This is a genomic window from Roseococcus sp. GW821-FHT12F05, from assembly GCF_058806835.1.
Genome location: NZ_JBXAQB010000003.1, coordinates 431,724 through 452,161, shown reverse-complemented (window position 1 = coordinate 452,161; position 20,438 = coordinate 431,724). Strand labels below are relative to the sequence as shown.

Sequence of the window (20,438 nt, the reverse complement as noted above, 5' to 3'; positions counted from 1 at the left end):
TTCCCCGGCAGGCATCTCCCGCGGAAATTGTATGCCGCGCCGGGCGACCCTAATTTCCGGTCCCATGCGCCGCCTCCTGCCGCTCCTGCTCCTCCTTGCCGGATCGGCTGAGGCCGCCCGTGCCCCGCGGCAGCCGCCACCTCCGCCGGAACCCGAGGCCCCCTCGCGCGTCGCCGTCGAGACCGTCGCGGGCCAGCTCGGCATCACCCTCTCCGGCCCCATCCTCGAAGGGACCGACACGGCCTTCGCCATCGCCGTCACCCGCGCCGGACCGCGGCCGCGCGTCTTCCTCGACAGCCCGGGGGGCCTCATTGTGCCGGGCCTCGCCATCGGCCGCCTGATCCGCGCCAACGGACTCGAGACCGTGGTGCCCGAGGGCGCCGGCTGCTTCTCCGCCTGCGGCGTGATCTGGCTCGCCGGCAGCCAGCGCTGGCTCGCCCCGGGAGCGCGCGTGGGCTTCCACGCCGCCGCCACGCGCGGCCCCCGCACGCGCGGCGCCGGCCGCGTCAGCAGTTCGGGCAACGCCATCGTCGGCGGCTATCTGAGCCAGCTGGGCTTCAGCGACTTCACCATTGGCGTGCTCACCGCCGCCTCGCCGGCGCGGATGCTGGAGCTCAACAGCCTCCGGCCCGACCAGCTCGCGCGCCTCGACATCGCCTTCCGCAGCGGCATGCCGCCGGCCGCCTCTCCCTCCGCCGCCGCGCGCCCGCAACAGCCGCCGTCCCCCCACGCACCTCAGCAGGCCGGCCGGACCGGCCGGCTCGCCGGCCTCTGGGAAGGCCAGTTTCGCTGCGGGCGCGACGTCCATGCGGCGAAGCTTTTCGTCTGGCCGGAGGGCACCGGATTCAACGCCAGCTTTGAATACGGACCCTCGCGGGAGAGTCCCAACCTGCAGCACGTGGCCTACCAGATGCACGGCCGGCCGCTGCCCGACGGCCGAGTGGGCTTCCAGCTGGACCAGGTGAGCCTGCCCACCGGGCAGGCGGCACCGGGGTTGATGGGCGAGGTCGAAGGCAACACCCTGCGCGCGCAGCTTTCGGAACGGCGATGCGCAACGGCGACCCTGCAAAGAGCACGGCAGTGAGGGCGGCTTTGGAGACGTGCGGCTCGTGGAGAGCTGTCCTAGGCTGACGCCATGCGCTTCGCCATCACGCTCCTGATGCTCGTTCTGGCCCGGGACGCCGGCGCCGTTCCCCCTCCCCCGCCTCCGGAGGAATTGCCGCGCGTCACGATCGAGCGCTTCGGCGGGCGCAGCGTCATCGTGATCTCCGGTCCCATCCTGGAGGAGACCGAGGCCGCCTTCCCGGCCGCGCTGGCCCAGGCCGGAGGGCGGCCGATGGTCTTCCTCGACAGCGCCGGCGGCATCATCCAGTCGGGCCTGGCCATTGGTCGCCTGATCCGCGCCAACCGGCTGGACACGGTGGTGCCGAGCCGCGCGGTCTGCTTCTCCACCTGCGGACTGATCTGGCTGGCCGGCGGCGAGCGCTGGATCGGCGAGGGCGCGCGCGTGGGCTTCCACGCGGCCTCGACGCGGACACCGCGGACCCGGGGCGCGGGGCGGGTCAGCAGCTCCGGCAACGCGCTGGTGGGCGCCTATCTCGGCGGGCTCGGGATGAACGACTTCCAGATCGGCACGCTGACTGAGGCCTCGCCCGGCCGGATGCTGGTGCTGAACAGCCTGCGGCCGGAACAGCTGGCAGAGCTCGGCATCGCCTACCGCCGGGGAATGCCCGGCGCCCCGCCGCGCGCCCCGCGCGTCGCGCCGAAGAGCCCGGCGGGGTGAGGCTGGGCTTGAATTTCCGGATAAGAACATTTAGTGAACATGCGTCATGCAACGCACGCTCACGGAACGCCTCGCGATCCTCTCGGACGCGGCCAAGTACGACGCCTCCTGCGCCTCCAGCGGCACGGAGAAGCGGGATTCCTCCGCGACGGGCGGGCTGGGCTCCACCGAGGGCTCCGGCATCTGCCACGCCTATGCGCCGGACGGGCGCTGCATCTCGCTGCTGAAGATCCTGCTGACGAACTTCTGCGTCTATGACTGCGCCTATTGCATCAACCGCTCTTCCAGCAACGTGGCGCGCGCCCGCTTCACGCCGGAGGAGGTCGTCTGGCTGACGCTGGAATTCTACCGGCGCAACTACATCGAGGGGCTGTTCCTCTCCTCCGGCATCATCCGTTCCTCGGATCACACGATGGAGCAGATGGTCCGCGTGGCGCGCGAGCTGCGGACCACCCACGGCTTCCGCGGCTATATCCATCTCAAGAGCATCCCCGAGGCCTCGCCGGCGCTGATCGAGCAGGCCGGGCTCTATGCCGACCGGCTCTCCATCAATGTGGAGATGCCGACCGATGCGGGCCTCGCGAGCCTGGCGCCGGAGAAGCGCCCGGCCGGCATCCGCCGCGCCATGGCCGGGCTGCGGACGAAGATCGAGGAGAAGAGCGAGCCGACGCTGCAGACCAGGAAGCGCCAGCGCTTCGCCCCCGCCGGACAGTCCACGCAGATGATCGTGGGCGCCGACGCCGCGAGCGACGCCACCATCCTCGCCACCAGCGGACGGCTCTACGGCAGCTACGGGCTACGGCGGGTCTACTATTCCGGCTTCAGCCCCATCCCCGACGCCTCCTCGCGCCTGCCGCCCCAGAAGCCGCCGCTGATGCGCGAGCACCGGCTCTACCAGGCCGACTGGCTCTTCCGCTTCTACGGCTTCGGCATCGGGGAGATCACCGCGGCGCAGCCCGACGGCATGCTCGACCTCGACCTCGACCCCAAGCTGGCCTGGGCCTTGGCGCATCGCGAGCGCTTCCCGGTCGACGTGAACCGCGCCGAGCGCGAGATGCTGCTGCGCGTGCCCGGCCTGGGCGTGAAGGTGGTGCAGGCCATCCTGGCCGCGCGCCGGCACCGCCGCATCCGGCTGGAGGATCTCGGGCGGCTGCGCGTCTCGCTGCGCAAGGTGCGGCCCTTCATTTCCGCCGCCGACTGGACGCCGCTCCGGCTGATCGACCGCCACGACCTCGGCGCGATGCTGCGGCCGGCGGCCGAGCAGATGGTGCTGCTGTGATGCGCACCGTCCGCCTCCGGCACGCCGCCGATTTTTCCGAGTGGCGCGATGCGGCGCGCATGCTGCTGCTGGGCGGCGTCGCGCCGCATGAGGTGGACTGGCGGCCAGGCGCCGAGGGTCTGTTCGGGCAGGAGCCGGCCCCGCGCCCCGTCGCGCCGCCACCGCGCGTACCGTCCTCTTTCCTGGAGCTGGCGGAGGCGGTGATCTGCCACTCCGACCCGGCGCGCTTCGAGCTGCTCTACCGGATGATCGCGCGGCTCCAGGTCGAGCGGCACCTGCTCTCCGACGCGATGGACCCGGACGTCGTGGCGGCACGGCGGCTGGAGAAGGCGGTGCGGCGCGACGCGCACAAGATGACGGCCTTCGTCCGCTTCCGCGAGGTGCCCGCGGAGGGCGCGCGCCGCCGCTTCGTCGCCTGGTTCGAGCCGGACCACCATATCGTCGGGCGCACCGCGCCCTTCTTCGCGCGGCGCTTCGCCGACATGGACTGGATGATCCTGACGCCCAGAGGCTCCGCCTCGCTCACCGGCGAGACGCTTGTCGTCAGTGAGGAGCCCGCAGAAAAGCCCGACCTTTCGGATCCGGCGGATGTGCTGTGGCTCACCTACTACCGTAACATCTTCAATCCGGCGCGGCTGAAGGTGAAGGCCATGCTGGCCGAGATGCCGAGGAAGTACTGGGCCAACCTGCCCGAGGCGGCGCTGATCCCGGAGCTCATCGCCGAGGCGCCCGCGCGCGTGGCCGATATGACCGAGCAGGCGATGCGCCAGCCGCCGGCCTTCCACGCCAGCATCCAGGCGCGCGCGCCAGTGGAACCGCTCCCGCCTACCGAAGGCCTCGCCGCGCTGCGCGAGGAGGCGCGGAGCTGCACGCGCTGCCCGCTGCATTGCCACGCGACGCAGACCGTCTTCGGCGAGGGGCCGGACACGGCGAAGCTCATGATCGTCGGCGAGCAGCCGGGCGACGAGGAGGATCTGCAGGGCCGTCCCTTCGTCGGCCCGGCCGGCCGGATCTTCGACGCCACAATGCAGAAGGCCGGCCTCGCCCGCTCGACCGCCTACATCACCAATGCGGTGAAGCACTTCAAATACGAGCTGCAGGGCAAGCGCCGCATCCACCAGTCGCCGAGCAGCGGCGAGGTCGAGCATTGCCGCTGGTGGCTGAGGCGCGAGATGGACCTCATCCGGCCGCGGCTGGTGGTGGCGATGGGCCGCACGGCGGTCTCGGCGCTGACGGGGAAGGTGCCGAAGCTGGCCGACCTGCGTGGGCGCATGCACGCGCTGGAGCCGGAGCGGGCGATGATCGTCACGGTGCATCCGTCCTATCTGCTGCGCCTGCCCGATGCGCGGGCGCGGGACCGCGAGGCCATCCGCTTCCGGGAGGATCTGGAGGCCGCGCGCGACTGGCTCAGTTCACCGACCAGCTCTCCCGCTCGTTGAGCAGCTCCGGATAGAAGCCCGCGAGCTTCTTGTAGTTCGCCGAGATTTCCTCCAGCTCCTGCCGGCTGATCACGGCATTCAGGTCGGAGAAGCCTTCGGGCGCACGCCGATGCACCTCCTCCAGGATCAGGTCCGGCCCCAGCGCCCGATTGGCCAGCGTGAGCTTCGCCGTCGGCGGGCGCCGCGCGGCCTCGTAGGCCAGCAGCCCCTCCGGCACGCCCCCGCGCGCCACATGCAGCGCGAGCTGCCGCGCATCCAGGATCGCCTGCGACGCGCCGTTCGAGCCGATCGGGTACATGGGATGCGCGGCGTCGCCGAGCAGCGTGACGCGGCCGTCCGTCCAGCACTCCAGCGGATCGCGGTCCACCATCGGGTATTCGAGGACGCGCTCGGCGCCGCGAATCAGGCCCGGCACATCGAGCCAGCCCCAGTTCCAGGACTCGTAATGCGGCAGGAAGCGGTTGCGATCGGCCTCGCGGTTCCAGTCCTCGCGGTCGAAGCCTTGCGCGGGATCGACGCGCATCTCCGCGATCCAGTTGGTCAGCACGCGGCCGTCCGGCAGGTGCCGGATCGGATAGCAGACGAACTTCTGGCTGTGATGCCCGGCCTGCACCATGGTCGCGCCGGTGAGGAAGGGCGCGGCCACCGTCGTCGCGCGCCAGAGGATCGCGCCCTGCCAGGAGGGCGGCCCCTCGCCCGGCGCAAAATGCGCGCGCACCGCCGAGTGGATGCCGTCCGCGCCGATCAGCGCCTCGCCCTTCGCGAAGTTGGCATTGGCGAAATGCGCGGTGACGCCGTCGGCGTCCTGCTCGAAGCGCAGGAGGCGATGGCCCGCATGCACGGGGATGCCGCGCTCCCGGCAGGTCTCGGCCAGCAGCATCTGCAGGGCGCCGCGGTGCACGCTGTATTGCGGCCAGCGATAGCCGGCGGCGAGGCCGCGATCCTCGCGCCAGATCTCCTGCCCATGCGCGCTGACGTAGCGCAGCTCGCGCGTGGCCACGCCGATGCCCGCCAGCGCCTCGCCGAACCCCAGCTCCGTCAGCTCGCGCACCGCGTGCGGTAACAGGTTGATGCCGACGCCGAGCGGCCGCAGCTCCGGCACCGCCTCGAAGACCACCGCCTCGAAGCCGGCGGCCTGCAGCGAAAGGGCGGCCGTCAGCCCCCCGATGCCGCCGCCCGCGACGAGGATCCTAGCCATGGATGGCCCCGTGCAGCCATTCGGCCCAGGTCAGGGCCGCGAGGTCCTGGCCGCGCGGCGTCACGATCTGCGCGCCCAGCGGCAGGCCCTTCGGGCCGACACCGGCCGGCACGGTCACGGCCGGCGTGTGCAGCAGCGTCCAGAGCGTATTGAAGGCCGGATCGCCCGTGGAGGCGATGCCCTCCGGCGCCTCGCCGGGGGCGGAGGGCGTCAGCACCGCGTCATAGCCGGCGATCGCAGCCGGGAAAGCGGCCTGCGCGGCGGCGAAGGCGGCGCGGCCCTCGGCCAGCTTCGCATGCGGCTCGCCGAGCCCCCATTCCAGCCGCTCGCGCAGCACGTCGCTGAGCCCGTCGCGCGCGTGGTCGAGCTCCCAGCCCAGCGCCTGGGCGCTTTCCATCTGCATGACGTGCGGATGCAGCGCCAGCGCGTCGGTGAAGGGCGCGCCGAGCTCGACCGGCGTGACCGTGGCGCCCTTGGCGCGCGCGGCGTAGGCGACCTTCTCCATCAGCTCCAGCGTCTCGGGCGCCGCCAGCTTTGCGGTCGGGCCCAGGATCAGCGCGAGGCGCGGCGGCTTGCCGGGCCGGGCCGGGCCATGGTCCAGCCCGGTCAGCGCCGTCATGCCGAGTGCGACGTCGGCCACGCTGCGGCCCATGAGGCCGATGGTGTCGAGGCTCTCGCTCATCACCTTCATGCCCGCGCGGTGCAGCGTGCCCCAGCTCGGCTTGAAGCCCACGGCGCCGCAATAGGCGGCCGGGCGGATGATGGAGCCCGCGGTCTGCGTGCCGAAGGCCAGGTGCAGCACCCCCGCGCCCACGCCCGCCGCCGAGCCCGAGGAGGAGCCGCCCGGCGTATGCGCGGGATTGTGCGGGTTGGTGGTCGGGCCGGGATGGCGCGTGGCGAACTCGGTCGTGACGGTCTTGGCGACGACGGCGCCGGCGCGCCGGGCCAGGGCCACGCAGGCCGCGTCGCTCTTGGGCTTGTAGCCGGCCCAGATGGGCGAGCCGTATTGCGAGGGCTGGTCCCAGGTGTCCAGCACGTCCTTCACGCCGAGGAACAGCCCGGCGAGCGGCAGCTTCCGCCCCGCCTTGATCGCGGCGTCCACATCGGCCGCCTGCTTGCGCATCTGCGCCGGCTTCATGTGGGCGAAGGCGCGCAGCACCTTCTCCTTCTTGGCGATGCGCGAGAGCATGGCCTCGGCAAGGGCGCTGGCGCTGAGCGTGCCGGCGGCGATCCGCGCGGCGGCTTCGGAGGCGGAGAGGGTCGAGGGATCGGACATGGGCGCGGAGGCTAGGGCGGAACGCGGCATGTTGGAACCGGGCCATGCCTTGCAGCCGCCCTGCCGGGGACGATTTGAAGCGCGTGTCCTCGCCGCCCGACCGCATCGACCTGGCGCACGACGCCGCGACCGGCGTGGAGGCCATCCGCGCCCGCTTCTCCGGCCATGCCTACGACCTGCACCGCCACGAGGAATGGATCGTCGGCGTCACCGAGCACGGCGTGCAGGACTTCTTCTGCCGCGGCGAACGGCGGGTCAGCACCCCCGGCCGCGTCATCCTCATCGAGCCCGAGGAGGCGCATGACGGCCAGGCCGGCGCCGAGGACGGCTTTTCCTACCGCATGCTCTACCTGCCCCGCGCCTGGATGCGCGAGGTCCTCGGCGATGCCGGCGGCGATCCCGGCTTCGCCGCCACGCTCTGCGACGACCCCGCGCTCGGCCGCGCGATCGCGGCCGCCGCGGCCGCCCTGCTGCGCCCGGAGGCCCGGCTGGTCCGCGACGCCGCGCTGGACGCGGTCCTCGCGGGACTGCGCCGCCATCTGGAGCGCCCCGCCCGTCCGGGCCGCGCCGAGGACCGTCCGGTCGCCCGCCGCGCCCGTGACCTGCTGCACGCCTGCATGAGCCGGGATATCGGCGCCGACGCCCTGGCCCGCGCCGCCGGCGCGCCGGACCGCTTCCACCTCGCCCGCGCCTTCCGCGCCACGCACGGCACCTCGCCGCACGCCTATCTCGTGCAGATCCGCCTGCTCCGCGCCCGGCGCGAGCTGGCCGCCGGGGGAAGCCCGGCCGACATCGCCGCCGCCTGCGGCTTCGCCGACCAGAGCCATCTCGGCCGCTGGTTCCGCCGCGCCTACGGCATCTCGCCCGCCGCCTACCGGGCGCGCTGCACGGGCGTTCCAGACGGCGGCGCGCCAATGGCCTGAACTCCGCGGCTCCCAACGGAGCGCACGCATGCAGTTCGAGACGAAGGTGGCCATCCTGGTGCTGGAGGAACTGGCCGTCTGGCAGAAGCTCAACGTGACGGCCTTCCTCGCCACCGGCATCGCGGCCGCCGCGCCCGAGGCCCTGGGCGAGCCCTACCTCGACGCCGCCGGCCGCGCGCATGCGCGCCTGCTGGGCCAGCCCATCCTGATCTTCGCCGCCTCGCCGGAGGTGCTGCAGCGCGCCTGGCGACAGTCGCTGGAACGCGGGCTCACCCGTGCCGCCTATGTCCGGCGGATGTTCGAGACCGGCCATGACGCCGCCAACCGCGAGGCCTTCGCCGCCGAGCCGGCCGAGGCGCCGGACCTCGTGGGGCTGGCACTGCGCGGGCCGCGGAAGGATGTCGACAAGGCCGCCAGGGGCGCATCGCTGCACCCATAGGGTGCGCGAAGGCCGCCCGGCCGGGTTCGGGCGGCGAGCGGCAAGACCGACGCGACAGGAAAACCCGCCCCGCGAAACCGGGGCGCGACGGCGCCGCCTTACAGCGGCCTCACGGGAGCATGTCGCCGCGGCAATCCAAGGACCCACCGATCCGCTCCCCAAGAGGACGTCGATGTCCAGGGAGGAAAGACATGGCCTTCAATTTCGACCGGGGCCGGTTCGACAAGTTCGTGGCCGCCCTCGAGCTGAAGCATTTCACGTCCGGCGAGCTCCTCGTCGGGCAGCACCGGGAGCGCAACACGCCTCCGCCCGAGGAGCTGTGGTGCAACATGGTGCCCACGATCATCGTCCTGGACGCGCTCCGCGAGAAGCATGGCGGAAGCATCCAGCTGCTCAGCGGATACCGGTCGGAGGCCTACAACAACCCCGAGCTGTCCAAGAATCCCGGCCGCGCGAAGCTCAGCTATCACCAGGCCTATTCCGCCTTCGATTTCCGGATGGCCGGCGTCAAGAAGGACGACCTGGTGCAGACGCTGCAGTCCTGGAACAAGAGCAAGTGGTTCACCTCGCCCGTCGGCTTCGCCCGGAAGAACGCGAACCTCCCCTCCGGGGCGGTGGTCCGGATGGGCGTTATGCCGCAGGTCTATTCGCTGGGCGGGTTTACCGCCTGGGGCCTGCTTCCCGCCTGCGTGTTCCAGTTCAAGGGCTGGTGGCACTCCTACGCAAAGAGCAATTTCGTCCACTTCGACACCCGCGGCGAGAAGGTCGTCGGCATGCCGGACGAGGACGATTGATCCTCCGCTGAGGCGCCCGGCCTTCGATTTGGGTCGGCTCCTCCCATCGAGACAGCGGCGCGGGTACCATTCATTCAACCAAGTGGTTGACATTCGAAAGCCGCAGCCGTAAATTCAACCACATGGTTGAATTATCAGCGCCGCAGCTCGACACCGTCTTCCACGCCCTCGGCGACGCCACGCGCCGGCGCATGCTCCGCGAGCTCGCCGGCGGCGAGCGGACGGTGAGCCAGCTCGCCGAGCCCTTCCCCATCTCCCTCGCGGCCGCCTCCAAGCACATCAAGGCGCTGGAGGCCGCCGGGCTGATCCGCCGCGAGGTGCGCGGCCGCACCCATCACTGCCGGCTCGAGCCCGGGCCGCTCGCCTCCGCCCAGCATTGGCTGAGCTTCTACGAGCGCTTCTGGACCGGAAGCCTCGATGCCCTCGAACGGCTCCTCCACGAGGAGGACGCCCGCACATCCCCCACCCCCGAAGGAGACGCCCCATGAACGACCTCTCGCAGCCGGACGCCTATGGCCGGCTGACCGGACCGATGACGCTGACCATCCAGCGCGTCCTGCCCGGCCCGATCGAGCGCATCTGGGCCTATCTCACGGAGAGCGAGCTGCGGCGGAAATGGCTCGCGGCCGGCGAGATGGGCATGAAGCCCGGCACCAGCTTCGAGTTCGTCTGGCGCAATGCGGAGCTGAACGATCCGCCCGCCCGCCGCCCGGAAGGCCATTCCGAGGAGCATCGGCTGGTGTGCGAGATCACCGAGTTCGACGCGCCGCGCCGCCTCTCCATCACCTGGGGCCGCAGCGACGGCGTGACCTTCGAGCTGGAGCCCAGGGGCGCGAAGGTCCTCCTCACCGTGACCCACCGCCGCCTGCCCGACCGCGAGACCATGCTGATGGTCAGCGCCGGCTGGCACGCGCATCTCGACGTCCTGGTCGCCCGCACGAGCGGCGAGGAGCCGGCGCCCTTCTGGGACAGCTGGCTCCGCCTCCGGGAGGAATACGCCCGGCGGCTGCCGGCCTGACAGGAAGGGAGATCGATCATGCAGCATCCGGTCGTTTCGCGCGGCGAGTGGCTCCAGGCCCGGCTGGCGCTGCTCCAGGAGGAGAAGGAGCTCACCCGGCGCAGCGACGCGCTGGCGCTGCGGCGCCAGGCCCTGCCCTGGGTCCGGGTCGACAAGGCCTATTGCTTCGACACCGATGCGGGGAGTGCCTCGCTGGCGGAGCTCTTCCAGGGGCGCTCGCAGCTGCTCGTCTATCACTTCATGTTCGGGCCGGACTGGAAGGCCGGCTGCCCCTCCTGCTCGGCCGTCGCCGACGGGTTCGACGGCAGCGTCGTCCATCTGGCGAATCACGACGTCACCCTCACGGCGGTGTCGCGGGCGCCGCTCGGGAAGCTGCAGGCCTACAGGCGGCGGATGGGCTGGAGCTTTCCCTGGGCCTCCTCCCACGACAGCGACTTCAACCTCGACTTCCAGGTCGGCTTCACCGAGGAGCAGCAGCGGGCGGGCGGCGCGGACTACAACTACCGCCCCCGGTCGGCCTTCGAGGACGGCGGCGCCTCGGTGGAGGCGCAGTTCGCGGCCAGCTGCGGAACCGACACGGCCAGCTTCCATCGCGACCGGCCGGGCCTGAGCGCCTTCGTGCTCGAGGATGGCGTCGTCCATCACACCTACTCCGCCTATGCGCGCGGGCTGGACGGGCTCTGGGGCATGTACCAGTGGCTCGACCGCGCCCCGAGGGGACGCAACGAGTCGGGGGCGTGGTGGCGCCGGCACGACGAGTACGGCCGAGGATGAGCGGGGCCTCTGGATGCGGCGGCAGCGCGATCCGCCGCAAAGGCAGCCGCGCGGCCGACTGCCTGAGCCTCGCGGCCACGCCGGTCTTCGCCCTCATGGCGCTGGCGACGGGCCTCTCGGGAGGCGGCACGCCGGAGATCATCTGCTCGGCCACGCCGGATGCGTGGCCCTCGGGCGGGATGGCGCTGATGTACGGGCTGATGAGCGCCTTCCACGCGGCGCCCTGGCTGAAGCTGATCTCCGACGGGCGGAGCAGCGCCGGCCGGCCCTGATCCAGCACCCAGTAGGGATCAGTTGGCCCGGATATTCGCCCGCCGGATCGTCTCGCCCCACATCTGCCGCTCGCGCGCGATCCGCGCGGCGAAGGCGTCCGGCCCCTCGAAGGCCGGCGTCAGGCCATTGTCCAGGAGGCGCCGCTGCAGGCCAGGATCGCGCAGCGCCCGCTCGGTCGCCGCGGCCCAGGCGCGCACCATGTCCGGATTCATGTTCTTCGGCCCGCAGAGGCCGAACCAGCCCACCACCTCCAGCCCCGGCACCGTATCCGTAAGCCGCGGCGCGCCGGAAAATTCCGGCACGCCCTGTGCGTCGCCCAGCGCCAGCAGCCGCAGCTCGCCGCCCTGGATCTGCCTGACGACGTCGCCGAGGTTGGTGATCAGCAGGTCCGCGCGGCCTGCGATCACGTCCAGCGCCGCCGGCGCAGCGCCGCGATAGGGCACGTGCACCAGCTCTACGCCGGCCATGGCCTCCAGCCGCGCTCCCGTCAGGTGCTGCGCCGAGCCCACGCCGGCGCTGCCGTAGGAGACCGTCCCCGGCCGCGCCCGCGCCGCCGCCAGCACCTCGGCCAGCGTGCGGTAGGGCCCGCGCGCGCCGGTCACCGCGCCATAGGAGGAGATCGCGATGTTCGCGATCGCGATGAGGTCCGTGCCGGGATCGATCGGCAGCACGGCGCCCGGCAGCTCCGGGCTGATGGTCATGCTTCCCATCGGGCATTGCAGCACCACCGAGCCGTCCACGGGCCCGCGCGCCACGGCCTCGGCGGCGATGAAGCCGTTGGCGCCCGTGCGGTTCTCCACCACCGGCCGCTGCCCGAGCGCGGTCCCGATTCCCTCGGCGATGAAGCGCGCCGTGAGGTCCGAGGTGCCGCCGGGGGCGAAGCCCGCGATGATGCGCGACTGGCGGTCCTGCGCCTCCGCCAGCACGGGTGCCGAGGCGAGGAGCGCTGTGAGCAGCAGGCGGAGCATGGGCGTTTCCCTGTTCTTCTTCATTCCACCCGGATGCCGGCGCCCTGGATGGTCTGGCGCCAGGTCGCCCGGTCCGCCGCGATGGTGCGGCTGAACTCGCTGGGCGCCTCGTAGCGCGGCACGAGGCCGCTCTCCGTCAGGCGACGGCGGATCACCGGGTCTTCCGTGGCCGCGCGGATCGCCTCCGCCCAGCGCCCGACGATGGGCTCGGGCGTGCCGCGCGCGGCGCAGAAGCCGAACCAGCCGCTCACGGCATAGCCCGGCACGGCCTCGCCGATCTGCGGCACCCCGGGATAGGCGGGCGAGCCCATGCCGTCGGCGAAGGCCAGCAGCCGCATCTCCCCGCCGCGGATCTGCTGCGCGGCGTCGCCCAGGTTGGTGATGATGACGTCGGCGCGCCCGGCCATGACATCGAGCACGCCGAGCGCCGCGCCCCGATAGGGCACGTGCACCAGCCGCAGCCCCGCCATCTGCGCGAGCCGCGCGCCGGACAGGTGCGAGACGGCGCCGATGCCGGCGCTGGCATAGGTCAGCTCGCCGGGCCGGGCCCGCGCGGCCGCGATGAACTGCCCGACGTCGCGATAGGGCGAGTCCTTTCCCACCACCATGATCTGCGTGGAATGCGCGAAGTTGGCGATGGGAACGAGGTCTCGGTTCGGATCGATGGGCATGTTCGCGCCGGGCAGCTCGGGCGTGATCGTCAGCAGCCCGGTCGAGCACTGGACGATGTTGTAGCCGTCGGGCGGCGTGCGCACGGCTTCCGCGGCGGCGATGAAGCCGTTGGCGCCGGTGCGGATCTCCACGATCGGGCGCTGGCCGAGGACGGGGGCCGCGCCCTCCGCCATCAGCCGGTTCACGATGTCGCTGGTGCCGCCGGCCGCGAAGCCGCCGAGGATGCGCGGCGGGCGCTCGGGGAAGCTCTGGGCGGAGGCGGTGCCGGCGAGCAGCAGCGCGGCGAGCAGGAGCCGTCTCATGGGCGCATCCTCAGGCTGGAGGGCGTGGGCGAGAGCAGCGGCTGCGCGAGGTCCGCGAACTCGCAGAGCAGTCGCCGCGTGTCGCGGGGGTCGATGACCTCCTCGACCCAGAAGCTTTCCGCCGTGCGGAAGGGCGAGCGGAGCTTGTTCAGCCGGTCCTCGATCCTCGCCATCTCGGCCTCGCGGTCATCGGCCGCGGCGAGGTCGGCCGCATAGGCCGCCTCGATCCCGCCCTCCAGCGGCAGCGAGCCCCAGCGCGCCGAGAGCCAGGCGTAGCGCATGGAGAAGCGCCCGGCCGGCTGGTGCACCACGCCGGCCACGCCGAAGGCGTTGCGGATGATCATCGTGCACCAGGGCACCGTCGTCTGGTTCACCGCTGCCATGGCGCGCACGCCGAGGCGGATGGTGGCCGCCTTCTCCGCCTCCAGCCCGACCATGAAACCGGGGCAGTCCTGCAGGTAGACGATAGGGAGGTGAAAGGTCTCGGCGAGGTCGACGAAGCGGATGACCTTGGCGCAGGCATCGGCCGTCCAGGAGCCGCCGTAGAAGAAGGGGTCGCTCGCCATCAGCGCCACGGGCTTGCCGTTCAGCCGCGCGAAGCCGGTGACGATGCTGCGGCCGAACATGCGGCCCATCTCGAAGAAGCTGCCCTTGTCGACCACGCTCTCGACGATCGGGCGCATCTGGTAGACGCGGCGCCGGTCGCGCGGAATGTGGGTGAAGAGCTTCTCGTCACGGCGGTTCGGGTCGTCGGTGCACTCGGTGACGGGCGGCGTGCCGTACACCGAGGACGGCAGGTACGAAAGAAAGCGGCGCGCGGCGGCGAAGGCTTCCTCCTCGGTCTCGACAGCGTGGTCCACGCCGCCGGCCTTGGTCTGGATTTCCCAGCCGCCGAGCTCCGTCTTGGAGAGGTCCTGCCCCAGCCGCTTCACCACCGGCGGCCCGGCCACGAACATGGCGGAGGTCTTGGTCATCACCGAATAGTGGCTGGCCGCCAGCCGCGCGGCGCCGAGCCCCGCGACCGAGCCCAGCCCCAGCGCCACGACCGGCACCATGCTCAGATTGGCGCCGGTGTAGTGGTAGAGCGCGCCGCCGCCCACGCCGCCCGGCAGGTTCGCGCGGCCCGTGGTCTCGATGGTCTTCACCGAGCCGCCGCCGCCCGAGCCCTCGATGATGCGGATCAGCGGCAGGCGGAACTCGTAGGCCATCCGCTCGGCCATGATGGGTTTTTCCCGAATTGTGGCGTCGGCCGAGCCGCCACGGACGGTGAAGTCGTCGCCCAACAGAACCACGGGGCGGCCATCGACTTTGCCGCGACCCATGACGCAGTTGGACGGCGTGAGCAGCTTGAGGTTGCCGGCCTCGTCGTACTCGGCCTTGCCGGCGATGGCGCCCATCTCGTGGAAGGAGCCGGGATCGGCCATGCCGTCGATGCGCTCGCGCACGGTGAGGCGGCCGCCGGCGTGCTGGCGCGCCACCTTGTCGGCGCCGCCCAGCTCCTTCGCGTGGGACTCGCGCAGGCGCAGCTCGTCGAGCTCGGGTTGCCAGGACATGTTCACGCGGGCTCCTTCACGGCGGCTTCCAGCAAGGTCTTCCGAGCGGCTTCGAGGAAGCCGGTGTCCATGCGGGCCTCGCGCATCTCGGCGCTACCAAGGGCGGCGGCGAGGAAGGCGGCGTTGAGGCGCACGCCTTCGGCGCGGCAGGCAGCGAGGGCCTCGGCCAGTTTCGCCAAAGCCTGTTCGCGCGTGGGCGCGTGGGCGATGACCTTGGCGAGCATGGAATCGTAGTAGGGCGTGACGGTGTCGCCCTCGCGAAAGCCGGCGTCGATACGCAGGCCGTCAGCTTCGTCCGGCAGCTCGAAGCGGTTGAGCCTGCCCGGCGACGGGAAGAACTGCTTCGCCGGATCCTCGGCACAAAGCCGAGCCTCCACTGCGTGACCGTCCAGCCGGATGTCGGATTGCGCGAAGGGCAGCCGCTCGCCATTCGCGATACGGAGCTGCCATTCCACGAGGTCCAGCCCCGTCACCATCTCCGTCACGGGATGCTCGACCTGGAGGCGCGTGTTCATCTCCATGAACCAGATGCTGCCGGCCGTGAGCGGCGCCGCGGCGATGAACTCGACGGTGCCGGCGCCGACATAGTTCACGGCGCGCGCCAGATCGCAGGCACGGCGGCCCAGCTCGGCACGGAGCTCCGCCCTCATGCCGGGCGCGGGGCATTCCTCGACCAGCTTCTGGTGGCGGCGCTGGAGCGTGCAGTCGCGCTCGTGCAGGTACAGGACATTGCCGTGGCCGTCGGCGAGGACCTGCACCTCGATGTGGCGGGCGTGCTCGACCAGCTTCTCCAGCATCACGCGCTCGTCGCCGAAGATCGTGGCCTCGCGGCGCGCGGCGGCCAGGGCGGCGGCAAATTCCTCGGGCGTGCGGACGCGCCGCATGCCGCGGCCGCCGCCGCCGCCGATTGCCTTGATCATCACGGGATAGCCGATGCGCAGGGCGGCTGCGGCCAGCCCTTCCTCCGACTGGTCGGTGCCCGGGTCGCCCGGCAGGCAGGGCACGCCGGCCCGTTCCGCGATCAGCCGCGCCGCGGCCTTGCCGCCCATGGCGCGGATGGCCGCGGGCGACGGGCCGATGAAGGTGAGCCCGGCCCGCGCGCAGGCCTCGGCGAATTCGGCGTTCTCGGACAGAAAGCCGTAGCCCGGATGTACGAGACGCGCGCCGCTGCGCTCGGCCGCCGCGATCAGCGCTGACATGCTCAGGTAGCTCTCGCGCGGATGCGCCGGCCCGATGCGCTCGGCGCGATCGGCGGCCTGGACGTGCAGCGCGCCGGCATCGGCATCGGAGAAGACCGCGACGCTCTCGATGCCCATCTTGCGGCAGGTCCGCGCGATGCGCGCGGCGATCTCGCCGCGATTGGCGATCAGGACCGGCCCCATCGGCTCAGCGCCGCAGCGTGGCGACGGCCTGGCCTTCCTCGACCTGCTGGCCCTCGGAGACGAGCACCTCCACCACCGTCCCGGCATGCGGCGCCATGACCGGGATCTCCATCTTCATGGATTCGAGGATCAGGATCGGCTCGTCCTCGCCCACCGCCGTCCCGGCGGGGGCGGCGATCTTCCAGACGGACGCGCCGATCTCGGCGAGGACTTTTGTTTCTGCCATGGGACCGTTTCCTCCGCGCCAGGAATTGAAGGCTGCGCGTATTTGTGATCAAATTCCCTGAGATGGCCGATCCTGTCAACACGGCTCCGGAGGAAAGCGTCGCCGCGCAGGTGCACCAGCGGCTGCGCCTCGCCCTCATGCGCAGCCGCTTCCGCCCCGGGGAGAAGCTGAAGCTCCGCGTGCTAGCCGAGGAGATGGGCGTGAGCTCCATGCCCGTGCGCGCCGCCCTCACCCGCCTCGTCTCCGAGGGCGCGCTGGAGCAGGTCGACCGCCGCTCCGTCCGCGTGCCCGTGCTCTCCGACGCGCGGCTGCGCGAGGTGGTGGAGCTGCGCATGGACCTGGAGGGCAAGGCCGCCAGCCGCGCCGCCGAGCGCGCGACTCCCGCGGAAATCGAGGCTTTGGCGGCGATCCATGCCGAGATGAGCGAGGACCGCATCTCCGGCCGCATGGAGGAGATGATGGTGGCGAACGAGCGCTTCCACCGTGCCCTCTGGTCCATGGCCGGGATGCCCGTGCTCTTTCGCATCATCGAAGGGCTCTGGCTGCAATGCGGCCCGCTCAGCGCCGGCCTCAAGGACATCCGCTTCCTGCACCAGCCCGAGGAGCACCCGCATCACGAGGTGATCCGGGCCCTGCGCCAGCGCGACGGCGCGCTGGCCCGCCTCGCTATCCAGCGCGACATCTCCGTCTATGCCGACGCGCTGCTGCGCCGCCTGCCGGCCATCAATGCGGCCCGGCCGAAACTTGATGTTGCATGAACTTGACGGGGCCTGAACCCGTCGATCTATGATCACAAATATCGGGGCCGGTTAGAGCCCACCGGAGGAAATGATGGCCGAAGCCCTGGCAGGAATCCGTGTGCTCGAGGCCGGCACCGGCGCCGCCCTCGCCTATGCGGGAAAGCTCTTTTCCGACTTCGGCGCCGAGGTCCTGAAAATCGCCGATCGCACGGACCCGCTGGCCACCGCCTGGCCACGCCTCGGCGACCGCTCCGCCCTCCAGGCCTGGCTCAACACCAGCAAGCGGCTGGTCGACGGCAGCGTCGCGAGCCTCGCCCCCACCTGCCACGTCCTGCTGGACGCGCGCCCGGCCGGCGAGGAGGTGCTGCCGCGCCACCTCGTCAGCACGCGCATCTCCTGGTTCGGCGAGGAGGGCCCCTATGCGCATTTCGAGGCCACCGACGTCACCTGCCGGGCGCTGGCCGGTGTCTTCGCCTGCATCGGCCCGGCCGAGGGCCCACCCTCCATGCTGGGTGGCATGGCCGGCGAGGCGATGGGCGGGATCGCCGGCTTCATCGCCAGCATGGCCGCGCTATGGGGCGGCGGCGGCCGGCGGATGGAGGCGAGCATCCACGAGGCCAATATCGCCATCGCCGAGTACCAGGCGGCCCAGGCCGTCACCAATCCGGAGGTGGAGCAGCGCCGCGGCGTGAACCGCTTCGCGCCCACCAGCCCGCTCGGCGTCTATCGCTGCCGGGAAGGGTGGCTCGGCGTCACCATCGTGACGCCCGCGCAGTGGCGCGCCTTCTGCGAGATGGTCGGGCTCCACGAACTGGCGCAGGATCCCGCCTTCGAGGTGTGGCCGGAGCGGCTGGCCCATGCCGAGCGCCTCGAACAGCTCTTCGCCGAGCGCCTCGCCGCGCGCACCGCGGAGGAATGGTTCGCCGAGGCCCTGGCCCGCCGGCTGCCCTTTGCCGTGGTGCCGGAGATGGAGACGCTCCTCGCCACGCCCACACACCGCGCGCGAAGCGCCTTCCAGCGCGTGAAGCTCGGCGCCGCGGAGTTCGAGGGGCCGACCCTGCCGCAGCGCCTCACCCGCACCCCGCCGCGCGCCCATGGCATCGCGCCGCTGGAGCCCGAGCCGGCACCGCCTGCCCCCGTTCTGACCGGCGGCCCGGCCGAGACGGCGCTGCCGCTGCAGGGCCTGCGCGTGCTCGACCTTTCCATGGGCTGGGCCGGGCCGGTCTGCACGCGGACGCTGGGCGACCTCGGCGCCGAGATCATCAAGGTCGAGGCGATCCAGTATCCCGACTGGTGGCGCGGCGTGGACCCCCGCCCCTCCTTCTTCGACCAGAAGCTGTACGAGCGCGACGTCCGCTTCGCCTTCCAGAACCGCAACAAGCGCGGCATCACGCTGGACCTCAGCCGCCCCCGCGGCGCCGCGCTGCTCAAGCGGCTGGTCGCGCAATGCGACGCCGTGGTCGAGAACTACGCGCGCGAGGTGCTGCCCAAGCTCGGCCTCGACTACCCGGTGCTGAAGCGCACGAAGCCCGACCTCGTGATGCTCTCCATGCCGGCCTTCGGCGGCGCCGGCCCCTGGCGCGACGCGCGGGCCTACGGCTCGACGCTGGAGCACGCCTCGGGCCTGCCCACCGTCTCGGGCGCGGCCGACGGGCCGCCGCTCACCAACCAGCTCGCCTATGGCGATCCGGTGGGCGGCATGAATGCGACCGCCGCGCTGCTGGTGGCCCTGCTGCACCGGAAATCCACCGGCGAGGGGCAGCACATCGACCTCGCGCAGGTGGAGTGCATGTTTCCTCTCGTCGCGCCCTGGATCATCGCGCAATCCGCGCTGGGCAGCCCGGGGCCGCGCCTGGGCAACCGGCATCCGGACCAGGTGCCGCACGGCGCCTTCCCCTGCGAAAGCGAGGGCTGGGTCGCCATCGCGATCACCGACGACGAGGCCTGGGGGCGCCTCTGCGCTGTTCTGGAACGGCCGGACCTGGCCGGGCTCGGACGCGACGCCCGCCAGGCGCGCGAGGACGAGCTGGAAGCGCTGCTCGCCGACTGGACGCGCGACCGCGACGCCGACGCCGTCATGGGCGTGCTGCAGTCCAACGGGATCGCCGCCGGCGCCATCCGCTGGCCGACCGAGCTCCGCCGCGACGCGCATCTGCGCGCCCGCGGCTTCTGGCAGGAGGTGGACCGCCCCTTCATCGGGGCGCACACCCTGCCCTCCGCGCCCATCCGCATGGCCGGCGGGCCGCCGCTGAAGATCCTTCGCGCCGCGCCGACCCTCGGGCAGGAGAATGCCGCGGTGCTGTCGGAGCTGCTGGGCCTTTCCGCCGCGGAGATCGCCGCCCTGGCGGCCGAAGGCATCATCGGCACGGAGGCCATCCCCGTCGCCGAGCGCAAGCCGCGCAGCGCGCCCGGCGCCGAGCCCCAGAAGGTGAGCGCGTGATCAGCCGCCGGACGCTCCTCGCGGCCCCCCTCGCCGCCCCCGCCCTGGCGCAGGCCCAGGGGAGCTGGCCCGACCGGCCGATCCGGATCATCTACCCCTTCGCCGCCGGCGCCGGCGACTTTCTCGCCCGCGCGCTGGCGGAGCGGATGCGCGAGGCGCTGGGCCAGTCCGTGGTCGTGGACAATCGCCCGGGCGCCAACACCATGATCGGCGCCGAGGCCGCGGCGCGGGCCCCGAAGGACGGCCACACGCTCGGCTGGGTCGCGACGAGCACCATGTCGCTGAACCCGAACTTCTATCCGAACATCACCTACCGGCTGGAGGATTTTTCCCCGCTCTGCCTCGTCTACCGGGCGCCCGTCGCCTTCGCCGTGACCGCCGAGCTGCCCATCCGCACCGTCGCCGAGGCGCTGGAGCACATCCGCCGCCATCCCGGCCTCGGCGTCGGCAGCGTGGGCAACGGCAGCAGCCCGCACCTCACCATGGAATGGATGATGGCGCTGACCGGCGTCCGGCTGGAGAACGTGGCCTATCGCGGCGAGGCGGCGATCGTGTCCGACCTCATCACGGGGCGCACGCCCTTCTACGCGGGCTCGACCAACTCGCTGCTGCCGCATCTCGCGGGCGGGAAGTTCCGCATCCTCGCGACCTCCGCCCCGCGCCGGCTCGACGTGCTGCCGGAGGTGCCGACCTTCGCGGAGACGGTGAATCCGGTCCTCGTGCAGCGCTACTGGCACGGCATCCTCGCGCCGGCGGGCGTGCCGGCGCCGATCCTGACGCGGCTTGCGGAGACCATCGCGACCATCCTGCGCAGCGAGGACTTCCGGCGCCGCGCGACGCCGGACATGGAGCTGGAGCCCGTGCTCCTGGACGATTTCGCCTCGCTGATCCGGCAGGAGCAGGAGCAGTACGGGCGGCTGATCCGCGCGCGCGGGATCACCGTGGGATAAGGCCCGCCG

General features: G+C 71.9%; 21 protein-coding genes. 14 read left to right on the top strand and 7 right to left on the bottom strand.

From position 1 onward, the window contains the following. Positions 1–64: 64 nt before the first annotated feature. The 4 genes from AC1ROY_RS10580 to AC1ROY_RS10565 are packed head-to-tail and all read left to right on the top strand — an operon-like array spanning position 65 to position 4,501. Complete coding sequence (locus AC1ROY_RS10580; RefSeq protein WP_493148767.1) at positions 65–1,084, top strand: hypothetical protein; 1,020 nt, start codon at positions 65–67, stop codon at positions 1,082–1,084. A 51-nt stretch (positions 1,085–1,135) separates the two neighbouring features. Beyond that, positions 1,136–1,783 (top strand): hypothetical protein, encoded by a 648-nt coding sequence (locus AC1ROY_RS10575; RefSeq protein WP_493148766.1) that lies wholly within the window; start codon positions 1,136–1,138, stop codon positions 1,781–1,783. A 46-nt stretch (positions 1,784–1,829) separates the two neighbouring features. Continuing rightward, positions 1,830–3,062: a putative DNA modification/repair radical SAM protein gene (locus tag AC1ROY_RS10570; protein WP_493148765.1), complete on the top strand. Its 1,233-nt coding sequence runs from the start codon at positions 1,830–1,832 to the stop codon at positions 3,060–3,062. Continuing rightward, entirely contained in the window at positions 3,062–4,501 is a 1,440-nt protein-coding gene (locus AC1ROY_RS10565) for a UdgX family uracil-DNA binding protein (protein WP_493148764.1), read from the top strand. The genes AC1ROY_RS10570 and AC1ROY_RS10565 overlap by 1 nt, the downstream gene beginning before the upstream one ends. Here the strand turns inward: AC1ROY_RS10565 and AC1ROY_RS10560 are convergent. Further along, positions 4,470–5,699, bottom strand: a complete 1,230-nt coding sequence (locus AC1ROY_RS10560) for a flavin-dependent oxidoreductase (RefSeq protein WP_493148763.1) — start codon at positions 5,697–5,699, stop codon at positions 4,470–4,472. The two genes, AC1ROY_RS10565 and AC1ROY_RS10560, sit on opposite strands and share 32 nt — an antisense overlap. After that, entirely contained in the window at positions 5,692–6,975 is a 1,284-nt protein-coding gene (locus AC1ROY_RS10555; protein ID WP_493148762.1) for an amidase, read from the bottom strand. Before AC1ROY_RS10555 ends, AC1ROY_RS10560 begins: the two co-directional genes overlap by 8 nt. A gap of 83 nt (positions 6,976–7,058) precedes the next feature. Between AC1ROY_RS10555 and AC1ROY_RS10550 the strand changes: the two genes are divergently transcribed. From AC1ROY_RS10550 to AC1ROY_RS10520, 7 genes are all read left to right on the top strand, one after another. After that, positions 7,059–7,898, top strand: coding sequence for an AraC family transcriptional regulator (locus tag AC1ROY_RS10550; RefSeq protein ID WP_493148761.1), 840 nt, complete (start codon positions 7,059–7,061; stop codon positions 7,896–7,898). 28 nt (positions 7,899–7,926) lie between these two features. Next, positions 7,927–8,337, top strand: a complete 411-nt coding sequence (locus AC1ROY_RS10545; protein WP_493148760.1) for a DUF2000 family protein — start codon at positions 7,927–7,929, stop codon at positions 8,335–8,337. A gap of 191 nt (positions 8,338–8,528) precedes the next feature. Next, positions 8,529–9,131: a D-Ala-D-Ala carboxypeptidase family metallohydrolase gene (locus tag AC1ROY_RS10540; RefSeq protein WP_493148759.1), complete on the top strand. Its 603-nt coding sequence runs from the start codon at positions 8,529–8,531 to the stop codon at positions 9,129–9,131. 122 nt (positions 9,132–9,253) lie between these two features. Continuing rightward, complete coding sequence (locus tag AC1ROY_RS10535) at positions 9,254–9,619, top strand: ArsR/SmtB family transcription factor (protein WP_493148758.1); 366 nt, start codon at positions 9,254–9,256, stop codon at positions 9,617–9,619. Then, on the top strand, positions 9,616–10,149 hold the full coding sequence (locus tag AC1ROY_RS10530) for an SRPBCC family protein (protein WP_493148757.1): 534 nt from the start codon (positions 9,616–9,618) through the stop codon (positions 10,147–10,149). The genes AC1ROY_RS10535 and AC1ROY_RS10530 overlap by 4 nt, the downstream gene beginning before the upstream one ends. An 18-nt stretch (positions 10,150–10,167) precedes the next feature. Further along, on the top strand, positions 10,168–10,923 hold the full coding sequence (locus AC1ROY_RS10525) for a DUF899 domain-containing protein (RefSeq protein WP_493148756.1): 756 nt from the start codon (positions 10,168–10,170) through the stop codon (positions 10,921–10,923). Next, a complete protein-coding gene (locus AC1ROY_RS10520) occupies positions 10,920–11,195 on the top strand; it encodes a hypothetical protein (protein ID WP_493148755.1) in 276 nt (91 codons plus the stop codon). The genes AC1ROY_RS10525 and AC1ROY_RS10520 overlap by 4 nt, the downstream gene beginning before the upstream one ends. 18 nt (positions 11,196–11,213) lie before the next feature. On the opposite strand, the gene AC1ROY_RS10515 is transcribed toward AC1ROY_RS10520, so the two are convergent. Genes AC1ROY_RS10515 through AC1ROY_RS10495 form a run of 5 tightly spaced genes read right to left on the bottom strand, consistent with a single transcriptional unit; the run spans position 11,214 to position 16,299 of the window. Beyond that, positions 11,214–12,164: a Bug family tripartite tricarboxylate transporter substrate binding protein gene (locus AC1ROY_RS10515; protein ID WP_493148754.1), complete on the bottom strand. Its 951-nt coding sequence runs from the start codon at positions 12,162–12,164 to the stop codon at positions 11,214–11,216. Between the two features lie 20 nt (positions 12,165–12,184). After that, positions 12,185–13,138, bottom strand: coding sequence for a Bug family tripartite tricarboxylate transporter substrate binding protein (locus AC1ROY_RS10510; RefSeq protein WP_493148753.1), 954 nt, complete (start codon positions 13,136–13,138; stop codon positions 12,185–12,187). Next, positions 13,135–14,691 carry an acyl-CoA carboxylase subunit beta gene (locus AC1ROY_RS10505; protein WP_493148752.1) on the bottom strand — a complete coding sequence of 519 codons (1,557 nt, stop codon included), beginning with the start codon at positions 14,689–14,691 and terminating at the stop codon, positions 13,135–13,137. The genes AC1ROY_RS10510 and AC1ROY_RS10505 overlap by 4 nt, the downstream gene beginning before the upstream one ends. Positions 14,692–14,693: 2 nt before the next feature. Beyond that, positions 14,694–16,073: an acetyl-CoA carboxylase biotin carboxylase subunit gene (locus AC1ROY_RS10500; protein WP_493148751.1), complete on the bottom strand. Its 1,380-nt coding sequence runs from the start codon at positions 16,071–16,073 to the stop codon at positions 14,694–14,696. Between the two features lie 4 nt (positions 16,074–16,077). Further along, positions 16,078–16,299, bottom strand: coding sequence for an acyl-CoA carboxylase biotin carboxyl carrier protein subunit (locus AC1ROY_RS10495; RefSeq protein ID WP_493148750.1), 222 nt, complete (start codon positions 16,297–16,299; stop codon positions 16,078–16,080). 62 nt (positions 16,300–16,361) lie between these two features. Between AC1ROY_RS10495 and AC1ROY_RS10490 the strand changes: the two genes are divergently transcribed. The 3 genes from AC1ROY_RS10490 (at position 16,362) to AC1ROY_RS10480 (ending at position 20,429) form a co-directional block, all read left to right on the top strand. Then, positions 16,362–17,057 (top strand): GntR family transcriptional regulator, encoded by a 696-nt coding sequence (locus AC1ROY_RS10490; protein ID WP_493148749.1) that lies wholly within the window; start codon positions 16,362–16,364, stop codon positions 17,055–17,057. Positions 17,058–17,130: 73 nt separating this feature from the next. Then, positions 17,131–19,479 (top strand): CaiB/BaiF CoA-transferase family protein, encoded by a 2,349-nt coding sequence (locus tag AC1ROY_RS10485; RefSeq protein WP_493148748.1) that lies wholly within the window; start codon positions 17,131–17,133, stop codon positions 19,477–19,479. Then, on the top strand, positions 19,476–20,429 hold the full coding sequence (locus AC1ROY_RS10480; protein WP_493148747.1) for a Bug family tripartite tricarboxylate transporter substrate binding protein: 954 nt from the start codon (positions 19,476–19,478) through the stop codon (positions 20,427–20,429). Before AC1ROY_RS10485 ends, AC1ROY_RS10480 begins: the two co-directional genes overlap by 4 nt. Positions 20,430–20,438 lie beyond the last annotated feature (9 nt).

Excerpts from the sequence above, each read along its gene's own strand:
- AC1ROY_RS10485 (WP_493148748.1), top strand. The coding sequence starts at position 17,131 with ATGGCCGAAGCCCTGGCAGGAATCCGTGTGCTCGAGGCCGGCACCGGC.
- AC1ROY_RS10570 (WP_493148765.1), top strand. The coding sequence starts at position 1,830 with ATGCAACGCACGCTCACGGAACGCCTCGCGATCCTCTCGGACGCGGCC.
- AC1ROY_RS10525 (WP_493148756.1), top strand. The coding sequence starts at position 10,168 with ATGCAGCATCCGGTCGTTTCGCGCGGCGAGTGGCTCCAGGCCCGGCTG.
- AC1ROY_RS10575 (WP_493148766.1), top strand. The coding sequence starts at position 1,136 with ATGCGCTTCGCCATCACGCTCCTGATGCTCGTTCTGGCCCGGGACGCC.
- AC1ROY_RS10520 (WP_493148755.1), top strand. The coding sequence starts at position 10,920 with ATGAGCGGGGCCTCTGGATGCGGCGGCAGCGCGATCCGCCGCAAAGGC.
- AC1ROY_RS10580 (WP_493148767.1), top strand. The coding sequence starts at position 65 with ATGCGCCGCCTCCTGCCGCTCCTGCTCCTCCTTGCCGGATCGGCTGAG.
- AC1ROY_RS10495 (WP_493148750.1), bottom strand. The coding sequence starts at position 16,299 with ATGGCAGAAACAAAAGTCCTCGCCGAGATCGGCGCGTCCGTCTGGAAG.
- AC1ROY_RS10515 (WP_493148754.1), bottom strand. The coding sequence starts at position 12,164 with ATGCTCCGCCTGCTGCTCACAGCGCTCCTCGCCTCGGCACCCGTGCTG.
- AC1ROY_RS10510 (WP_493148753.1), bottom strand. The coding sequence starts at position 13,138 with ATGAGACGGCTCCTGCTCGCCGCGCTGCTGCTCGCCGGCACCGCCTCC.
- AC1ROY_RS10565 (WP_493148764.1), top strand. The coding sequence starts at position 3,062 with ATGCGCACCGTCCGCCTCCGGCACGCCGCCGATTTTTCCGAGTGGCGC.
- AC1ROY_RS10500 (WP_493148751.1), bottom strand. The coding sequence starts at position 16,073 with ATGGGGCCGGTCCTGATCGCCAATCGCGGCGAGATCGCCGCGCGCATC.
- AC1ROY_RS10535 (WP_493148758.1), top strand. The coding sequence starts at position 9,254 with ATGGTTGAATTATCAGCGCCGCAGCTCGACACCGTCTTCCACGCCCTC.
- AC1ROY_RS10530 (WP_493148757.1), top strand. The coding sequence starts at position 9,616 with ATGAACGACCTCTCGCAGCCGGACGCCTATGGCCGGCTGACCGGACCG.
- AC1ROY_RS10540 (WP_493148759.1), top strand. The coding sequence starts at position 8,529 with ATGGCCTTCAATTTCGACCGGGGCCGGTTCGACAAGTTCGTGGCCGCC.
- AC1ROY_RS10555 (WP_493148762.1), bottom strand. The coding sequence starts at position 6,975 with ATGTCCGATCCCTCGACCCTCTCCGCCTCCGAAGCCGCCGCGCGGATC.
- AC1ROY_RS10490 (WP_493148749.1), top strand. The coding sequence starts at position 16,362 with ATGGCCGATCCTGTCAACACGGCTCCGGAGGAAAGCGTCGCCGCGCAG.
- AC1ROY_RS10560 (WP_493148763.1), bottom strand. The coding sequence starts at position 5,699 with ATGGCTAGGATCCTCGTCGCGGGCGGCGGCATCGGGGGGCTGACGGCC.
- AC1ROY_RS10545 (WP_493148760.1), top strand. The coding sequence starts at position 7,927 with ATGCAGTTCGAGACGAAGGTGGCCATCCTGGTGCTGGAGGAACTGGCC.
- AC1ROY_RS10505 (WP_493148752.1), bottom strand. The coding sequence starts at position 14,691 with ATGTCCTGGCAACCCGAGCTCGACGAGCTGCGCCTGCGCGAGTCCCAC.